General features: G+C 69.6%; 14 protein-coding genes. 6 read left to right on the forward strand and 8 right to left on the reverse strand.

The genetic code is table 11. The annotated features are described in order from the left end of the window. Nucleotides 1–2: 2 nt before the first annotated feature. Both AW271_RS19850 and AW271_RS43165 read right to left on the reverse strand, forming a co-directional pair. Complete coding sequence (locus tag AW271_RS19850; RefSeq protein ID WP_062338876.1) at nt 3–1,175, reverse strand: FG-GAP repeat protein; 1,173 nt, start codon at nt 1,173–1,175, stop codon at nt 3–5. Then, on the reverse strand, nt 1,172–2,644 hold the full coding sequence (locus AW271_RS43165) for a serine/threonine-protein kinase (RefSeq protein ID WP_062338877.1): 1,473 nt from the start codon (nt 2,642–2,644) through the stop codon (nt 1,172–1,174). The genes AW271_RS19850 and AW271_RS43165 overlap by 4 nt, the downstream gene beginning before the upstream one ends. 121 nt (nt 2,645–2,765) lie before the next feature. Between AW271_RS43165 and rsmA the strand changes: the two genes are divergently transcribed. The 3 genes from rsmA to AW271_RS19870 are packed head-to-tail and all read left to right on the forward strand — an operon-like array spanning nt 2,766 to nt 6,293. Further along, nucleotides 2,766–3,608 carry a 16S rRNA (adenine(1518)-N(6)/adenine(1519)-N(6))-dimethyltransferase RsmA gene (rsmA, locus tag AW271_RS19860; protein ID WP_157554411.1) on the forward strand — a complete coding sequence of 281 codons (843 nt, stop codon included), beginning with the start codon at nt 2,766–2,768 and terminating at the stop codon, nt 3,606–3,608. Between the two features lie 14 nt (nt 3,609–3,622). Beyond that, nucleotides 3,623–4,486, forward strand: coding sequence for a 4-(cytidine 5'-diphospho)-2-C-methyl-D-erythritol kinase (locus AW271_RS19865; RefSeq protein ID WP_062339121.1), 864 nt, complete (start codon nt 3,623–3,625; stop codon nt 4,484–4,486). Nucleotides 4,487–4,502: 16 nt separating this feature from the next. Then, entirely contained in the window at nt 4,503–6,293 is a 1,791-nt protein-coding gene (locus AW271_RS19870; protein WP_062338879.1) for an ABC-F family ATP-binding cassette domain-containing protein, read from the forward strand. 105 nt (nt 6,294–6,398) lie between these two features. Here AW271_RS19870 and AW271_RS38015 read toward each other — a convergent pair whose 3' ends face one another. After that, nucleotides 6,399–7,907 (reverse strand): trypsin-like serine peptidase, encoded by a 1,509-nt coding sequence (locus tag AW271_RS38015; RefSeq protein WP_063818038.1) that lies wholly within the window; start codon nt 7,905–7,907, stop codon nt 6,399–6,401. A gap of 302 nt (nt 7,908–8,209) precedes the next feature. Continuing rightward, complete coding sequence (locus tag AW271_RS19880) at nt 8,210–8,719, reverse strand: MarR family winged helix-turn-helix transcriptional regulator (protein ID WP_062338880.1); 510 nt, start codon at nt 8,717–8,719, stop codon at nt 8,210–8,212. A gap of 140 nt (nt 8,720–8,859) precedes the next feature. On the opposite strand from AW271_RS19880, the gene AW271_RS19885 reads away from it, so the two are divergent. From AW271_RS19885 to AW271_RS19895, 3 genes are read left to right on the forward strand one after another with little or no spacing between them, the layout of a single operon-like run. Continuing rightward, complete coding sequence (locus tag AW271_RS19885) at nt 8,860–9,615, forward strand: trans-aconitate 2-methyltransferase (protein ID WP_062338881.1); 756 nt, start codon at nt 8,860–8,862, stop codon at nt 9,613–9,615. Further along, nucleotides 9,612–9,965 (forward strand): VOC family protein, encoded by a 354-nt coding sequence (locus AW271_RS19890; protein WP_062338882.1) that lies wholly within the window; start codon nt 9,612–9,614, stop codon nt 9,963–9,965. The genes AW271_RS19885 and AW271_RS19890 overlap by 4 nt, the downstream gene beginning before the upstream one ends. 27 nt (nt 9,966–9,992) lie before the next feature. Next, on the forward strand, nt 9,993–11,477 hold the full coding sequence (locus tag AW271_RS19895) for a CYTH and CHAD domain-containing protein (protein ID WP_063818039.1): 1,485 nt from the start codon (nt 9,993–9,995) through the stop codon (nt 11,475–11,477). Here the strand turns inward: AW271_RS19895 and AW271_RS19900 are convergent. The 4 genes from AW271_RS19900 to AW271_RS19915 all read right to left on the reverse strand — a co-directional run bounded on the left by AW271_RS19900 (nt 11,470) and on the right by AW271_RS19915 (nt 16,325). Further along, a complete protein-coding gene (locus AW271_RS19900; RefSeq protein ID WP_062338883.1) occupies nt 11,470–12,321 on the reverse strand; it encodes an NUDIX hydrolase in 852 nt (283 codons plus the stop codon). The genes AW271_RS19895 and AW271_RS19900 overlap by 8 nt on opposite strands. Beyond that, a complete protein-coding gene (locus AW271_RS19905) occupies nt 12,318–14,405 on the reverse strand; it encodes an RNA degradosome polyphosphate kinase (RefSeq protein ID WP_062338884.1) in 2,088 nt (695 codons plus the stop codon). Before AW271_RS19905 ends, AW271_RS19900 begins: the two co-directional genes overlap by 4 nt. Nucleotides 14,406–14,468: 63 nt before the next feature. Continuing rightward, nucleotides 14,469–15,314 (reverse strand): TetR/AcrR family transcriptional regulator, encoded by an 846-nt coding sequence (locus AW271_RS19910; RefSeq protein WP_245653114.1) that lies wholly within the window; start codon nt 15,312–15,314, stop codon nt 14,469–14,471. A gap of 66 nt (nt 15,315–15,380) precedes the next feature. Beyond that, nucleotides 15,381–16,325: an acyl-CoA desaturase gene (locus tag AW271_RS19915; RefSeq protein WP_062338886.1), complete on the reverse strand. Its 945-nt coding sequence runs from the start codon at nt 16,323–16,325 to the stop codon at nt 15,381–15,383. Nucleotides 16,326–16,409: the final 84 nt, after the last annotated feature.

Genomic DNA, 16,409 nt, shown 5'->3' on the forward strand with positions numbered 1-16,409 from the left:
CCCTAGTCGACGGCATGGCCGTAGTCGACCGAGCCGGTCGGCGCCGGGGTCGCCGCCGAGGTGAAGACCGCGCCGACGCCGTTGCGGTCGGGCGCGCCGATCAGCAGCCCCGACGCCCCGTCGGCCGCCAGTGCCCAGCCGTACCGCTGGCCCGGCTGGGGCGGGACCGGCAGCGCGGTCACCCGTCCGTCGACCGTGCTGGTGTGGACGCCGCCCGTCGCCCCCTTCGTGTAGGGGTGGCCCATGGCGAGCCGCCCGTCGCCGGTGAACGCCAGGGCCCAGCCGAGGCCCGTCGTGCCCGGCACGGTGACGGCCCTGACGGGTTCGAGGTCGGCCCACAGCTGCACCATCCCGGCGTCGCGCGGCCCGGCGAGGGGCGCGCCTGCGGCCAGGTAGTCGGTGCCGCCTATCCGGGTGGCGGCCAGCGTCCAGCCGAAGCGGTTGCCTTTCTCTTCCGGCACGTCCTTGGTCGCCTGCCCGAGGTCCCATTTCCTGGTCGTGTAGGGCGCCCCCGACAACACGTCCCGGATGACGACGACGGTCCCCGCGTCGACGATGCCGCTGGCGACCTGCACGCCGGTGCCGTCGTTGTCCTCGTAGGGCACGCCGACCGCCAGGTCGGGCCGGGCCGGGTCGCCGTGGAAGGCCAGCGACCAGCCCCACATGTCGCCGACCTCGCCGTTGCCGATCATGCCGTCGGACTCCTGGTTCAGCCGCACCCGCCCCTGCGGCGAGAGCAGGTGGACGGCCCCGGCGTCGGTCAGCGGGTCGTCGGCGTGCGGTTCGCCGACGGCCAGCACCGCGCCGCCCGGCAGGTCGGCCGCCGCGAGCGACCAGCCGAAGTGGGCGTCCTTCTCCGGGTCCTCAGCGGTCACGGTCCGCACGCCGCCCGCGCCGAACACGTAGACCGCGCCCTCGTCGCCGGCCCCGGCGTAGGGGGCGCCGACGACGACGTCGAGGCAGCGGTCGCCGTCGACGTGGGCGGTGGCCACGGCCCAGCCGAAGCCGGTGCCGGTCTCGCCGCCGGGGGCCTTGAGGGTCCGGCCGCCGAAGGTGACGGTCTCGGCGAAGGGGTCGCCGACGGCGTGGGCCGTGTCCGCGCAGGACGCGGCGGTGGCCGTACCGGACGGGAAGAGGGCGGCGCCGAGCACGAGGGCGGCGAGCAGCCGGGTCACAGGGCCACCTCCAGGCCGCCGCCGAACTGGAGCCGGGCGGGGACGCGGTCGTCGGGGAGGTCGAACACGAGCATGCCGTCGGAGCGGCCGCCGGGCCGCAGCCCGCTGGGCAGCGGCGTGGAGAGGCGGTGGGCCTGGTAGGTGGTGCCCGCGTCGTCGAGCAGCACCGGCGTGGCCGCGATCGAGACCAGTTCGCCGCCGGTGTTGACCATGCTCCACGGGATCACGCAGAACGCGCCCCGCGCCGCCGCGACCCCCTCGAAGTCACGCAGGCCGCAGCGCGGGTCCTTGGTGACGACCAGGTCGACGCCGAACCCGGCCCCGACGGTGATCCGCCGGCCGACGTCGCCGTCGGCGGCCTCCTGCGCGGCGATCTGCACGGCGGTGCGCGGTTCGTTGTCACCCGACACGACCAGCACCCCGACGCTGACCACGAAGGCGACGAAGATCACCACGGCCGCGATGAGCCACCGGTCGGACCGGGATCGGGGTGGCTTGATCGGTGGCGCGACCGTGGTGTCCGGCTCGGCGACCGGCTCCGCCGCCTGGGCGGGTTCTGGGAGGCTCTGCTGGAGGGTCCGGTTCAGCTCCTCCACGGGCACCAGAGGCTCGGCCTGCCGGACCTCGGGGTCGCGCGCCGAGACCGTCGGCAGGGCGCCGCCGACCAGGGCGATCAGCAGGTCCTGGGCGGTCGGGCGGCGGGTCGGGTCGGGGTCGGTGGCCAGGCGGACCAGCTCGTTCAGCGGCTCGGGGAGCGCGCCCAGGTCGGGGCGGCTGTTCAGGACGCGGGCCGCCAGGGTCACCATGTTGCCCTGGCCGTAGGGGTGGCGGCCGGTGCCGGCGTAGGCCACCAGGCAGCCCCAGGCGAAGACGTCGGTCCACGGGCTGACCGGCTCGCCGCGCACCTGCTCGGGCGCCCACCAGCCGGGGCTGCCGAGGAGCTCCCCGGCCTGGGTGAAGTCGTGGGAGGCGTCGAGCGCGCGGGCGATGCCGAAGTCGATCACACGCGGGCCCGACAACGACAGGATCACGTTGGCCGGCTTCAGGTCGCGGTGCACCAGGCCCGCCACGTGGATGGCCGCCAGCGCCGCCGCCACGCCCAGGGCCACGCCGTGGAGCGGTCCGGGTTCGAGCGGGCCCTCCTGGGCGATCTGCCGGTTGAGCGGGGTGCCGGCGATGTACTCGGTCACCATGTAGGGCCGTCCGTCGGCGGTGTTGCCGTTGTCGAGCACCTGCGCGGTGCAGAACGAGGCCACCTTGCGGGCGTTCTCGACCTCGCCGTGGAAACGGGCCGCGAAGGCGTCGTCGGCGAGCTGGGAGCGGACCACTTTGAGCGCGACCAGGCGGCCCTCGGTGACGGCCAGGTAGACCGTGCCCATGCCGCCCTCGCCCAGGCGGCCCAGAAGCCGGTAGGTCCCGATCGTGGCGGGATCGTCGGGGCGGAGCGGCTCGGCGCCGGTCGGTTCCATCTGAGGGCTCTCCTAGGGCCTGTGCGCGTTCATGGGGGATTCGGGGCAATCGCCAGCATGGATTGCCTGCGGGGGTCGCGAACAGGTAAATCGACGCGTTCGCATGCCCGACACTGGTTGCATGAGTCTGCTCGGGCCCGTCGAGGTGCGCACGCTAGCCGAGAAGTTGAACATCCGGCCCACCAAGAAGCTCGGGCAGAACTTCGTGATCGACGGCGGCACCGTCCGCAAGATCGTCAGGGTCGCCGAGGTGGCGGCCGACGACGTGGTCATCGAGGTCGGGCCGGGGCTCGGGTCGCTGACGCTGGCGTTGTTGTCGGAGGTCGCCGAGGTCGTCGCGGTCGAGATCGATCCGGTGCTGGCGCGGCAGCTCCCCGAGACGGTCACGGTCATGCTTCCTGACTACGCCGACCGGCTGCGGGTCGTCCAGGCCGACGCCTTGCGCATCGTTCCGGATGACCTGCCGAGCCGCCCGACCGCGCTGGTCGCCAACCTGCCCTACAACGTGTCGGTCCCGGTCGTGCTGCACCTGCTGCAGATCCTGCCCGAGCTGCGCCGGGGCCTGGTGATGGTGCAGTCGGAGGTCGCCGACCGGCTGGCCGCCCGTCCCGGCTCCCGCGTCTACGGGGTGCCGTCGGTCAAGGCCGCCTGGTACGCCGACGTCCGCCGCGCGGGCCCGGTCGGGCGCAACGTCTTCTGGCCGGCCCCCAACGTCGACTCCGGCCTGGTCTCTCTTGTACGACGTGAGCCTCCGGCGACCACCGCCACCAGAGAAGAGGTGTTCGCCGCGATCGACGCCGCGTTCGCCCAGCGGCGCAAGACCCTGCGCGCCGCCCTGGCGGGCTGGGCGGGCTCCCCGGTGCTGGCCGAGGAGGCGCTGGTGAAGGCGGGCGTCGACCCGCAGGCCCGGGGCGAACAGCTCGACGTGGCCGACTTCGCCCGGATCGCCGAACACCGCCGCTAGGCTCCCGTCACGTGATTACCGTGCGTGTGCCCGCCAAGGTCAATCTTCAGCTCTCCGTCGGCCCCATCCGCGACGACGGCTTTCACGACCTCGTCAACGTCTTCCAGGCCGTCTCCCTGTTCGACGAGGTCACCGCGTCGGAGTCAGACCGGGTCGAGGTCGTCTGTGACCACGCCGACGTGCCGCTCGGGGCCGACAACCTGGCCGCCCGGGCCGCCCACGCGCTCGCGCCCGGCCGGGGCGTCCGGCTGGAGATCAAGAAGACCATCCCCGTCGCGGGCGGCATGGCCGGGGGCAGCGCCGACGCCGCCGCCGCGCTCGTCGCGTGCGACGCCCTGTGGAACCTCGGCAAGACCCGCGAAGAACTGATGGAGATCGGCGGCACGCTCGGCAGCGACGTGCCGTTCGCGCTGCTCGGCGGCACCGCCGTCGGCACCGGCAAGGGCGAGGTCCTGACGCCGATGGAGGTCTCGGGCGTCTTCCACTGGGTGTTCGCGCTGGCCGACGGCGGCCTGTCGACGCCGCAGGTCTACGGCGAGTGCGACCGCATCAGGGAGGCCACCGGCGAACACGCCGCCTGGCCGGTTCTGAGCGACGCGCTGACCGAGGCCCTGGCGAACGGCGACGCCGCGGCGCTCGGGCCCGCGCTCGTCAACGACCTCCAGCCCGCCGCCATCATGTTGCGCCGCTCCCTCCACCGCACCCTCGACGAAGGACGCGAGCTGGGCGCCCTCGGCGCGCTCGTGTCGGGCTCCGGGCCGACCTGCGCGTTCCTGGCCGCCGACGAGATGCACGCGCGGGAACTGGCCGTCGCGCTCACCAGTTGCCGTGAGGCGGTCGTCGCCTCCGGACCCGTGCCGGGAGCCGCGATCGTCTAGATAGGCTTGGCGGGCGATGAATCTGGTCAATCTCGAATCCGTCTCCCATGCCTTCGGCCCGAAGGCGCTGCTCACCGGGGTGTCGCTCGGGGTCGAAGCGGGCGAGCGCATCGGTGTCGTCGGGCGTAACGGTGGCGGCAAGACCACCCTCGTCTCGATCATCGCCGGTGAGCTCACCCCCGACAGCGGGCGGGTCACCCACACGCGCAACCTGCGCGTCGGGGTGCTCGCCCAGCGCGACCTCTTCGACCCCGACGCGCCGATCCGCGACATCGTGCTCGGCGAGAAGGCCGAACACGAGTGGGCCGGCGACGCCCAGGTCCGCGAGATCCTCGCCAACCTGCTCGGCGACCTCGACCTGTCGGCCCACGCGGGCGCCCTGTCCGGCGGCGAACGCCGCCGCACGGCGCTGGCGAAGCTGCTCATCGGCGACCACGACCTGATCGTGCTCGACGAGCCCACCAACCACCTCGACATCGAGGCCATCGCCTGGCTCGCCGGCCACCTGTCGGCGCGCAAGTCGGCCCTCCTCGTCGTCACCCACGACCGCTGGTTCCTCGACGCCGTCTCGACCCGCACCTGGGAGGTCGTCGACGGTTCCGTCGAGCGCTACGAGGGCGGCTACGCCGCGTTCGTGCTGGCCAAGGCCGAACGGGCGCGCATCGCCCAGGCGGCCGAAGACCGGCGGCAGAACCTCATGCGGAAAGAGATCGCCTGGTTGCGGCGCGGCCCGCCCGCCCGCACGTCCAAGCCGAAGTTCCGCATCAACGCCGCCGAGGCGCTCATCGCCGACGTGCCGCCGGCCCGCGAGACCGTCGAACTGCTCAGGTTCGCGACCGCGCGCCTCGGCAAGACGGTGTACGACCTGGAGAATGTCACCCTCCACGCCGGTGGCCCGAACACGGGCCCGCTCGTGCTCGACCACTGCACCTGGCAGTTCGGCCCCGGCGACCGCATCGGCCTGATCGGCGTCAACGGCTCGGGCAAGTCGACCGTGCTGCGCCTGCTGTCGGGCACGGTCACGCCCGACGAGGGGAAGCTGGTCCAGGGCCGCACGGTCAAGCTGGCCCACCTGTCGCAGGAGCTCGCCGAGCTCGACCCCACCCGGCGCGTGCTGGAGACGGTCGAGGAGATCCGCAAGTACATCACCGTCGGCAAGAAGGAATGGACCGCCTCCCAGCTGCTCGAACGCCTCGGCTTCAAGGGCGAGGCGCAGTGGAAGGTCGTCGGCGACCTGTCGGGCGGCGAGCGGCGGCGGCTCCAGCTGCTGCGGCTCATCATGGACGAACCCAACGTCCTGCTGCTCGACGAGCCGACCAACGACCTCGACATCGAGACGCTGACCGAGCTCGAAGACCTGCTCGACGGCTGGCCAGGCACCCTCGTCGTGGTCAGCCACGACCGCTACTTCCTGGAGCGGGTCTCCGACCGCACGGTCGCGCTGCTGGGCGACGGCCGGTTGTCGATGTTGCCCGGCGGGGTCGACGAATACCTGGAGCGCCGCGCCGCCGGCACGGCCCTGTCGGCCCGTGCGGCCTCAGCGGAGCCCGTGGCGGTCGTCGCGGAGCCCGCGGAGAAGAAGGTCTCCCAGAAGGAGCTGCGGGAGCTGCAGAAGGAACTGAGCCGGCTGGAGCGGCAGCTCGACAAGTTGTCGGAGCGCGAGGCGAAGGTGCACGCGCAGATGGCCGAGGCGGCCAGCGACTTCGAGAAGCTCGGGAAGCTCGACGCCGAGCTGCGCGACCTCGGGGCCCAGAAGGAGACCACCGAGCTCGAGTGGATGGAGCTCGCGGAGCGCATCGGCGAGTAGGCGGAAATCAGAAGGAGCCCGGTTGGCCGACCGGGCTCCTTCTTTCAGCTTCAGATGACTTGGGGCACCTTCCGAGTCATCTCAGCACTACGAGTTGGTGGAAGATCAGACGATCTTGCCGGACCAGAGAGCCGCCGCCACCTTGTAGACGCCGTAGGTCTCACCGTCGAAGTACGGGGAAACCGAGGTGTCGTAACGGTTGTTCTTGTCGGTGTCAGCGACACCGATGGTCACACCGTTCAGGTAGCCGAGGCGACGGGCGCTCTTGTACTGCGCCAGCCACGACGAACCGAGCGAGCCCTCGCCCGTGAAGGACGACTTGACCCCGATGATCTCCTCAGCCTTGATGTCCGAGGCCTTGGCCGCGAACGTCTTGCCGTAGGTCCACTTCAGGGTGTGCCCGGTGAAGGCGTGGTTGCCGTCCGGGTGCTTGCCGCTCGGGTAGCCGAAGACGTAGACCGACTGGCCGACCTTCTGGTTGTACGCCAGACCCTGGCCACCGACGTTGTCACCGAGGCGACCGACGTCCTTGAGGCCGATCGACAGGACGATGCCCTTGACCTTGTAGTCCAGGTCGTAGTTGATCCAGAAGGTCCGCTTGAAGTACTTCCACGAACCGCTGATCTTCTTCGAGTAGACGTAGGTGCTGTCGTTCAGCCAGTAGTCGTCACCGTCGTCCTGCACGCCCTGCGGCGCGCGGAACTCGGCCTGGCTGATCGCGGTCTCGTTGAACCCGGTGCCCGGCTTGTACGACGGACCCTGGGGGTTCGTGGCGTTGCCGTAGTTGGCAGCCTTGAACGTGCTCCACTTGACGTCGACCTTCTTGCTCTCCGGCGAGCCGACCGGAACGATCTTCCAGTGGTCGATGTACTCGATGATCTCGAGCTTGGAGTAGCCGGTCTCCTTCTTCGCCTCCAGCTCAGCCTTGGCCTTCTCGGCCAGGGCCTTGGTGGGGTAAGGCTTGGAGACCCAGTCGACGTCGGTGCCGCCGGCGACGGGGAGCACACCGTTGTACACGTTCACGAACGCGTAGTTGCGGTCGCCGTCCTCGTAGACGTCGAAGTCGTAGTGCGTGAAGGCCTGCTTGCCGACGTAGATGCCCCACGGGGTCTTGCCCTGGTAGTAACCGGGGATGAAGACCCACTTGTCGAGGGTGGCCTTGTTGGACGCCGTGTCGTAGACACAGTGACCAGCGGTGGCGACGAGGTTCTTGTAGCTGCTCTGGAGCGAGGTGCCGGTGCACCAGTGCGGCTTGCCGTCAGCGCCGATGAAGAACACCTTGCCCGAGGTCTTGGGCAGGTTGACGTTCTTCGAGACGCTGGTGGTCTTCTTCTCGTCACCGATGGCCGGAACGATGCCGGGCTTGGTGTCGGCGGTGGGGCCACCGGTCGACACGTGCTTGCCGACGACCTGAGTCTCGACGTTGTAAGGCGTGGCGCCGATCAGGTTGGCCTTCATCTCGCCGTACCAGAAGGCAGCGACCTGCTGGGCAGCGAGGTTGGTGTTGGCCAGGCTGTCGGAGGCGACGTCGCCAGCAGCCTGCGCCGGAGCGGCCACGACCGCGGAGGCAAGCAGCCCCGCGCTCAGACCGCCCAGAATGAGCGTGCGCTTCATGTGGAACTCCCAGGTCTGTCGTGGGACGTCACTTGCGCCCCATGCGTCAGGAAAGGAACGTTCAAGAAGCTATAAGACGGAAAGGGGGTGTGAAAGCAAAAAGACCAACAGCCGGGGGCGGCTGGGATGGGGAAAGTTGCTGTAAACCTGTGGGGTTCCTGTGAAGATTCCGTTATTTCCGCTGATCGCGGGGCATGTCGATCTGTCACTCCATGGATCGATCCAGCTCAGGCGTGTGACGTAAATCACACTGCTCTGAAGGGAACCGGATCGTGGGTTGAGACCGTCTTAGTCCGTCACGACTACGCAGTGTCGGACGTGTCGAACGGAACGAGAAGGGTGCGCAGCAGCCCGGAGAGATCTTGCTGCTGCTGCCGGCCGAGGGCCGCGAGCAGGTCTTGTTCCCGCCTGAGCAGGTCGGCGAAGGCTGAGTCGACGCGTTCGAGCCCCTTGACGGTCAGCCGCACCAGCACGCCGCGCCGGTCGTCGGGATCGGGGTTGCGGGTGACGAGCCCGGCGGCGGCCAGGCGGTCGATGCGGTTGGTCATGGTCCCGGACGTCACCAGAGTGGCCCGTAGCAGCGAACCCGGGCTCATCTCGTAGGGGGAGCCGGCCCGGCGCAGGGCCGTGAGGACATCGAACTCCCAGGGCTCCAGCCCGTGCTCGGCGAAGGCGGCCCGCCTGGCCCGCTCCAGATGACGGCTCAGCCGCGACACGCGGCTCAGCACCTGGAGAGGCGTCACGTCGAGGTCGGGGCGCTCCTGCCGCCAGGCCGCGACGAGCCGGTCGACTTCATCCTCGGCTGAGCTCATGGATGACGAGTCTAGCTTTTCTTGACGTCAAGACATCTCTCTTGATATCAAGTATCTTTATGTCGAGAGAAATGCCGCAGCGCGCCGATGTCCGTACTGACGGAGATGAGCGCGAGGACCGCCGTGCCGGAGGCGCGGCGATGACACAGTGGGATCCTGCTGTCTACGGGCGCTACGCCGACGAGCGTTCGCGGCCCTTCTATGAGCTCACCGGGCGGATCAGGGCCGAAGATCCTGCTCACGTCGTCGATCTGGGGTGCGGCACCGGTGACCTGACCGTGTCGTTGACCACCCGCTGGCCCGACGCGCGGGTTCACGGGGTCGACTCCTCGCCCGAGATGATCGCCAAGGCGCCCGAGGGCGCCACGTTCGAGGTCGCCGACGTGCGTGACTGGCGGCCGGCCGAGCCGGTCGACGTGATCGTGTCGAACGCGCTGCTCCAGTGGGTGCCCGAGCACCGGGAACTGCTCGTGCGGTGGGCGCGGGAGCTGAACCCGGGCGGGTGGTTAGCCTTCCAGGTGCCGGGGAACTTCGCCGCGCCCAGTCACCAGGTCGTGCGGGAGCTCTGCCAGAGCGCCGAGTGGGCCGCCGAACTGGCCGACCTCGCCTGGCGCGACCCGGTCGACTCGGCCGCCGGCTATCTGGAGCTGCTGGCGGGCGAGGGCCTGACCGTGGACGCCTGGGAGACCACCTACATCCACGTGCTCCAGGGCGACGACGCGGTGCTGCGCTGGGTCACCGGCACGGCGCTGCGGCCCATGCTGACCCGCCTCGGCCCCGAGCGCCGCGAACGGTTCCTCGCCGACGCCGGCCGGGCGCTCGCCGAGGCCTATCCGCGCCGCGCCTACGGAACTCCGTTCGAGTTTCGCCGCATATTCACCGTGGCGCACAAATGATCACCGGCATTCACCACGTGCAACTCGCCGCCCCGCCCGGCCGTGAGGACGATTTGCGGGCCTTCTACTCCGGCCGCCTCGGCATGATCGAGATCCCCAAGCCGCCCGATTTGGCCGGACGGGGCGGGGTTTGGTTCCGCAGCGGCGGGGCCGAGCTGCACCTTGGGGTCGAGGAGGGCTTCCGGGCCGCGAGGAAGGCCCATCCCGCCCTGCTGGTCGACGATCTCGATGAGGTGCTCGCGCAATTTCCCCAATCGGAGCTCGACCGGAAAATCCCTGGATATGTGCGGCTATACGTCCATGATCCGGTTGGAAATCGTCTAGAACTTCTCCAGCCCGTGTCTCGATAGGCGATTTGTTCACCTTCAGGTGGCATCATGGCCGCAATTCGGCCGTGTCACGTTTACCTGGAGGTGCTGGTGGCGATCGAGATCGAGGACAAGTTCGATGTCCCAGACGAGTTCGTGGTGCCGGATCTGCTCGGCGTCAAAGGCGTCGAAGCGGAGTCCGGGCCCAAATCCCACCAGCTCGTGGCCGTCTACTTCGACACCCCCGATCTGCGGCTCGCCACCCGAGGCATCACCCTGCGGCGGCGGCGCGGCGGCGACGACTCCGGCTGGCACCTGAAGCTGCCCAAGGCCGCCGGGGTGCGGCAGGAGATCCAGCTGCCGCTCACCCGCAGCGCCAAGATCGTGCCGCCCGAGCTGGCCGCCCAGGTGCTCGTCTACACGCGCGGCCACGCGCTCGTGCCGGTCGCCGAGCTGGCCACGAAGCGGTCGGTGACCCGGCTGCTCGACGGCGACGAGCAGGTGCTGGCCGAGGTCGCCGACGACCGCGTCAAGGGCACCGTCTACGGTGAGCCGCCGCGGATCGAGCGGTGGCGGGAGGTCGAGGTCGAGCTCGTCAAGGGCGACGAGGCGCTGCTGAAGCGGGTGGGCAAGCGGGTGCTCAAGGCGGGGGCTGCCACCGGCGGCTCCGCCAACAAACTGGGGCGGCTGCTGGGCGAAGCCGTACAGAAACTGCCGCAGTCGCCGGCCGAGGGGACGGTCGGCGCCGCGGTGTTCGCCTACCTGCGGAGCCAGACCGACGCGCTGATCGCGCAGGACGGCCGGGTGCGGCGGCAGGAGGAGGACGCCGTGCACAAGGCGCGCGTGGCGTGCCGGCGGATGCGCAGCGCGTTCCGGGCCTTCTCCTCGATCGTCACCGAGTCGGACGCGCTCCAGGAGGAGCTGCGCTGGCTCGGCGAGGTGCTCGGCGAGGTGCGCGACCTGGAGGTCATCCAGGCCCGCTTCGGCAAGGAGCTCGACGGGCTCGACGACCACCTGATCGTCGGGCCGGTCCGGGCGCGGCTGCTCGACGACCTGAAGCTCCAGGAGCAGGAGGGCTACGAGCGGGCCCGCGAGGCCATGAACGGCGAACGCTACTTCGCCCTGCTCGACGCGCTCGACGAGCCCTACGTCTTCACCGGCCGGGCCACCCGCGAGGCCGGGCCCGCGCTGGCCAAGATCGTGGCCAAGGAGTGGAAGCGGGTCCACAAGAAGCACGACATCGCCCAGGCCATGGACGACCCGCACGAGCGTGAGATCGCCATGCACGACGTGCGCAAGGCGGCCAAGCGCGCCCGCTACACCGCCGAGGCGGCCGGGATGGGCGACGAGGCCGCCCGCGCCGAGGCGATCCAGGAGGCCCTGGGCACCTACCAGGACGGCGTGGTGGCCCAGGAGACCCTGGAGAAGGAGGCCGCCAAGGCCCGCGCGGCCGGCGAGGACACCTTCACCTACGGCGTGCTGGCCGGCCTGGAGCGCGCCGCCGCCGAACGCGCCCGCGACAAGTTCCCGAAGCTCTGGAACAAGCTCACGTGACGTAACGGTCGACGCTGACCAGTTCGCCCTCCGCGTGGTGGAGGACGGCGAACCCGCCCTTTCGTAGATGGGTGTCGCCGATCCGCCCCTCGCAGAGGGCGCCCAGCAGGTCGGGCAGGACCTTGCCGTGGCTGCAGACCGCGGTCGGTTCGGTCAGCTTGCGGACCAGCCGCAGGGTGTCCTTGGCGTCGTAGCCGGGCTCGGAGAGCAGCTTCTCCTTGCGGATCGACAGGCCCGCGGCGGTGGCGTAGGGCTTGAGGGTCTGGGTGCACCGGCGGCTCGGCGAGCTGACCAGGTTGCCCGGGGCGTAGGCGGCCAGGGCCGCGGCGACCACCTCGGCCTGGGCCAGGCCGTCGGCGTCGAGCGGACGCCGGTCGTCGTGGCCCTTCCAGTCGGAGCGGCTGCCCGCCAGCCCGTGCCTGACCAGGATCAGCGGCACCGTCACCAGCGGGGCCGCCGTCAGCGCCCGCAGCAGGCCCGCGTCCCACTCGTAGGTGAGCCGGTCGCGGGCCTCGGCCAGTGACATCCAGACGACCTCGTCGACCTCGTCGACCGCCGTCAGGTCGTTCTCGGCGCTGACCCGCGCGGCCCAGTAGTCGACCCGCTTGAGGCGGCCGTCCTTCAGATAGTGGACGGGCGGCAGCGAGCGGCCCAGCACGACCGACAGGCCGGTCTCCTCCCGGACCTCGCGCAGCGCCCCGGCGATGACGTGCTCGCCCGCCTTGAGCTTGCCCTTGGGGAACGACCAGTCGTCGTACTTGGGCCGGTGTACGAGCGCGACCTCGGGGGAGGTCTCGTCGCCGCGCCAGATCACGGCGCCGGCGGCGTGGATCACGTCGGTCATTTGCCGTCGTCCACGGTCCGCCAGCGTCGCGTGCCGATGAGATGTTGCTGCAGATCGGCGCCGCCGTTTTGGCGAAGCCAACGGCCATCTGAGGTGAGCCACCATGTGTCCGTCCCGTCGGAGAACGCGCGGTCGAGCAGGTCGGCGATGTAGGACCGGTGTTGTGCTCCGGTCACCTTCACCAGGGCCTCCACCCTTCGGTCGAGGTTGCGTCGCATCAGGTCGGCGCTGCCGATCCACATCTCGGGCCGCCGTCCGCCGCCGAACTCGTAGATGCGGGAGTGCTCCAGGAAGCGCCCAAGAAGGCTTCTGACCCTGATCGTCTCGGACAAACCCGGCACGCCCGGCCGGAGGGTGCAGATGCCGCGCACCCACAGGTCGATGGGCACGCCGGCCTGCGAGGCCCGGTAGAGGGCGTCGATCACGGGTTCGTCGACGAGCGAGTTGGTCTTGATCCGGATGCGGGCCGCGCGGCCCGCCTTGTGGTGGGCGATCTCCCGGTCGATGCGGGCCAGCAGGCCGTGCCGCAGCGAGTGGGGCGCGACCAGCAGCCGCCGGTAGGCCGAGTGGTTGGAGTAGCCGGTGAGGTGCATGAACAGGTCGGTGACGTCCTCGCCGACGAGCGGGTCGGAGGTGAGCAGGCCGAAGTCCTCGTACATGCGGGCGGTCTTCGGGTTGTAGTTGCCGGTGCCGATGTGGCAGTAGCGGCGCAGTTCGCCGTTCTGTTCCTGGCGCACGACCAGGGCCAGCTTGCAGTGGGTCTTCAGGCCGAGCACGCCGTAGACGACGTGGCAGCCGGCCTTCTCCAGTTTCCTGGCCCACGAGATGTTGGCGTGCTCGTCGAACCTGGCCTTGATCTCGACCACCACGACGACCTGCTTGCCCGCCTCGGCCGCGTCGATCAGGGAGTCCACGATCGGCGAGTTGCCGGAGGTCCGGTAGAGCGTCTGCTTGATCGCCAGCACCGCCGGGTCGGCCGCCGCCTGCTCGATGAACCGGCCCACGCTGGTGGAGAAGCTGTCGTAGGGGTGGTGCAGCAGGATGTCCTTCTCGCGCAGCATCGAGAAGATGTCGTCGTCGGCGTGGATCACCTCAGACGGCACGAACGGCCGGTAGCTGAGCTCGCCCCGGTTGTGGGTCGGCCCCAGGTCGGCGATCGTGTGCAGGCCCGACAGGTCGAGCGGGCCGGGCACCCGGTAGATCTCGTGGTCGTGGACGCCCAGCTCCTCGACCAGCAGGTCGAGCACCTCGGGCGTGATGGTGTCCTCGACCTCGATGCGGACCGGCGAGCCGAACCGGCGGCGGCGCAGTTCGCGTTCGAGGGCCTGCATCAGGTTCTCGGTGACGTCCTCGTCGACGTCGAGGTCCTCGTTGCGGGTGACCCGGAAGACGTGGTTCTGGACGATCTCCATGCCCTTGAACAACTGGCCGAGGTGGGCCGCGATGACGTCCTCAAGAGGCACGAACCGGTCTTTGGCCACCTTCACGAACCGGGGCAGCTGCGGGGGCACCTTCACCCGCGCGAAGACCGTGTTGCCGTTGACGGGGTTGCGGACCGTGACCGCCAGGTTCAGCGACAACCCCGAGATGTTGGGAAACGGGTGGGCCGGGTCGACGGCCAGCGGCGTCAGCACCGGCCGGATCCGCTCCCGGAACAACTTCCGCATCACCGTGCGCTCGTCGCGCCCGAGGTCGGCCCAGCGCACGATCTCGATGCCCTCGGCCACCAGCTCGGGCACGATCGCCTTGTGGAAGAGCGCCGCGTGGCGCTGCACGAGGACGTTGGCGATCCCGTTGATACGCTCCAGCTCTTCGCTGGGTTTCAGCCCGCTCTGCGCCCTGAGCAGGAGTCCGGTGGCCATCCGCCGTTTCAGGCCCGCGACCCGCACCATGAAGAACTCGTCGAGGTTGCTCGCGAAGATCGCCAGGAACCGCACCCGTTCGAGAAGGGGGAGCTGGGGATCTTCGGCCAGTTCGAGCACACGTTCGTTGAACTGAAGCCAGCTCTCCTCTCGGTTGAGGAATCGCTCGTGAGGGAGGGGAAGCTCCTCCGGGGAGATGGGCACGGAAATTTCGGCGGACATGTCCTGAATATGCCCGAGTTTGTTGAACGACGTGTTAACTTCCCCGCAACGAAATCGCCAGTCTCAGGCCTCGGTCTCCCGGGCACGTGCGAGCTTCTCGTTCTCCCTGGCCTCGCGGGCGCGGACCTTCTCCTGCTCCCTCCGGAGCTTCTCGGCCTCCTTGGCCTCACGCTCGCGCGACTTCTCGGCCTCGCGCCAGAGTTTCTCCTGCTCCTTGCGCTGCCGGCTGAGCTCTTTGGGGTCGGTCAGCGGGCCGGGCGGCAGCGGCGGCGCCAGCACCAGCCCACGGGAGGCGTTGGTCAGCGCCGGGACCGGGTCGAGGTCGCTCAGCCCGTTCCAGCACAGGTTCACCAGGTGGGCGGCGACCGCCTCGCGGCTGGGCTTGCGCACGTCGAGCCACCACTGGCCGGTGAGGGCGACCATGCCGACGAGCATCTGGGCGTACATGGGGGCGTTCTTGGGGTCGTAGCCCCGGCCGGCGAACTCGTCGGCCAGCACGTCTTCGACCTGGCTGGCGATGTCGCTGATCAGGCTCGCGAAGGTGCCGGTGCCGGACGCCGCGTGGGAGTCGCGGACCAGGATCCGGAAGCCCTCGCTGCTCTCCTCGATGTACTGGAGCAGCGCCAGGGCGGCCCGCTCCAGCTTCACTCGCGCGTGGGTCGCCGACAGCGCCTGGGTGACGAGGACCAGCAGGCGCTGCATCTCGCGGTCGATGACCACGGCGTAGATGCCTTCCTTGCCGCCGAAGTGCTCGTACACGACGGGCTTCGACACGCTGGCGTGTGCGGCGATCTCCTCCACCGAAGTGCCGTCGAAGCCCTTCTCCGCGAAGAGGGAGCGACCGATCTGGATCAGCTGCTCGCGCCGTTCCGCGCCCGTCATTCGCCTGCGGGATCTGGATTCGGTCACGGCACCATAATGGCGGGCCGTGAGAGTGACGGCACAGGCACGCCCTCACACGGCCCTCGGTATGGGCTAGGCAATGCGCTTCGCCGCCAGCCGCTCGGGATTGGGCCACCGCACGTCATAGGCCCAGCCGAAGCGCTCGAAGATCTTGATCAGGCCGGCGCTCAGATCGATCTGACCTTTCAGCACACCATGCCGCGCGCAGGTCGGGTCGGAGTGGTGGAGGTTGTGCCACGACTCGCCGAAGGAGGGCAGCGCCAGCCACCAGACGTTGCGGGACTTGTCCCGCGACTCGAACGCCTCGTCGCCGAAGACGTGGCAGATCGAGTTGATCGCCCAGGTGACGTGGTGGAGCAGGCCGATGCGGACCAGGGTGCCCCAGAAGAAGGCCGTCGCGGCGCCCTGCCACGACCAGGTGATCAGACCGCCGAGGATGCCCGGCAGCACCAGCGAGGTGATCGCCAGCACCGGGAACATCTTGTGGAACTTCACGATGTCGGGGTCTTTGACCAGGTCGGGGGCGTACTTCTCGCGGTTGGCGCGCTCGGCTTCGAACAACCAGCCCATGTGGGCGTACAGGAGGCCCTTGGTGACCGCCCAGAACGAGGTGCCGAAGCGCCACGGCGAGTGGGGGTCGCCCTCCTTGTCGGAGAACTTGTGGTGCTTGCGGTGGGTGGCGACCCAGTCGAGGACCGACATCTCCAGCGACATGCTGCCCGCGACGCCCAGCGCGATCTTCAGCCCCCGCTTGGCCTTGAAGGAGCCGTGGGTGAAGTAGCGGTGCAGGCCCACCGTCACACCGAGACCGGTGAACATGTAGAAGACGAACGCGATGATGACGTCGACCCAGCTCAACCAGCCCCAGGCCCAGGCCACCGGCACCGCGAGCGCCAGTGCCACCAGGGGCAGGCCCACCACGACCCCGAAGGTGATGATCTCGGGAGTGGTCTTCCTCTCGGGGTCCATGTCAGGTTTGGGCTGCTTGGGCCCCGGGCGCTCCGAGACTACGGTCATGAAGTACCTCACGATCTGTGGTAGGTAGAGCCGGTTACGCCACCGTAACCTACGCCATCGTAAGTTAGGAAGTCCTAAGTCGAG

This window comes from Herbidospora sakaeratensis (assembly GCF_001570525.1).
Classification (GTDB): Bacteria; Actinomycetota; Actinomycetes; order Streptosporangiales; family Streptosporangiaceae; genus Herbidospora; species Herbidospora sakaeratensis.

What these genes read in the sequence shown, in the direction of transcription:
- AW271_RS43165 (WP_062338877.1), bottom strand. Translation starts at nt 2,644, where the DNA reads ATGGAACCGACCGGCGCCGAGCCGCTCCGCCCCGACGATCCCGCCACG.
- rsmA (WP_157554411.1), top strand. Translation starts at nt 2,766, where the DNA reads ATGAGTCTGCTCGGGCCCGTCGAGGTGCGCACGCTAGCCGAGAAGTTG.
- AW271_RS19870 (WP_062338879.1), top strand. Translation starts at nt 4,503, where the DNA reads ATGAATCTGGTCAATCTCGAATCCGTCTCCCATGCCTTCGGCCCGAAG.
- AW271_RS38015 (WP_063818038.1), bottom strand. Translation starts at nt 7,907, where the DNA reads ATGAAGCGCACGCTCATTCTGGGCGGTCTGAGCGCGGGGCTGCTTGCC.
- AW271_RS19880 (WP_062338880.1), bottom strand. Translation starts at nt 8,719, where the DNA reads ATGAGCTCAGCCGAGGATGAAGTCGACCGGCTCGTCGCGGCCTGGCGG.
- AW271_RS19885 (WP_062338881.1), top strand. Translation starts at nt 8,860, where the DNA reads ATGACACAGTGGGATCCTGCTGTCTACGGGCGCTACGCCGACGAGCGT.
- AW271_RS19890 (WP_062338882.1), top strand. Translation starts at nt 9,612, where the DNA reads ATGATCACCGGCATTCACCACGTGCAACTCGCCGCCCCGCCCGGCCGT.
- AW271_RS19895 (WP_063818039.1), top strand. Translation starts at nt 9,993, where the DNA reads ATGGCCGCAATTCGGCCGTGTCACGTTTACCTGGAGGTGCTGGTGGCG.
- AW271_RS19900 (WP_062338883.1), bottom strand. Translation starts at nt 12,321, where the DNA reads ATGACCGACGTGATCCACGCCGCCGGCGCCGTGATCTGGCGCGGCGAC.
- AW271_RS19905 (WP_062338884.1), bottom strand. Translation starts at nt 14,405, where the DNA reads ATGTCCGCCGAAATTTCCGTGCCCATCTCCCCGGAGGAGCTTCCCCTC.
- AW271_RS19915 (WP_062338886.1), bottom strand. Translation starts at nt 16,325, where the DNA reads ATGACCGTAGTCTCGGAGCGCCCGGGGCCCAAGCAGCCCAAACCTGAC.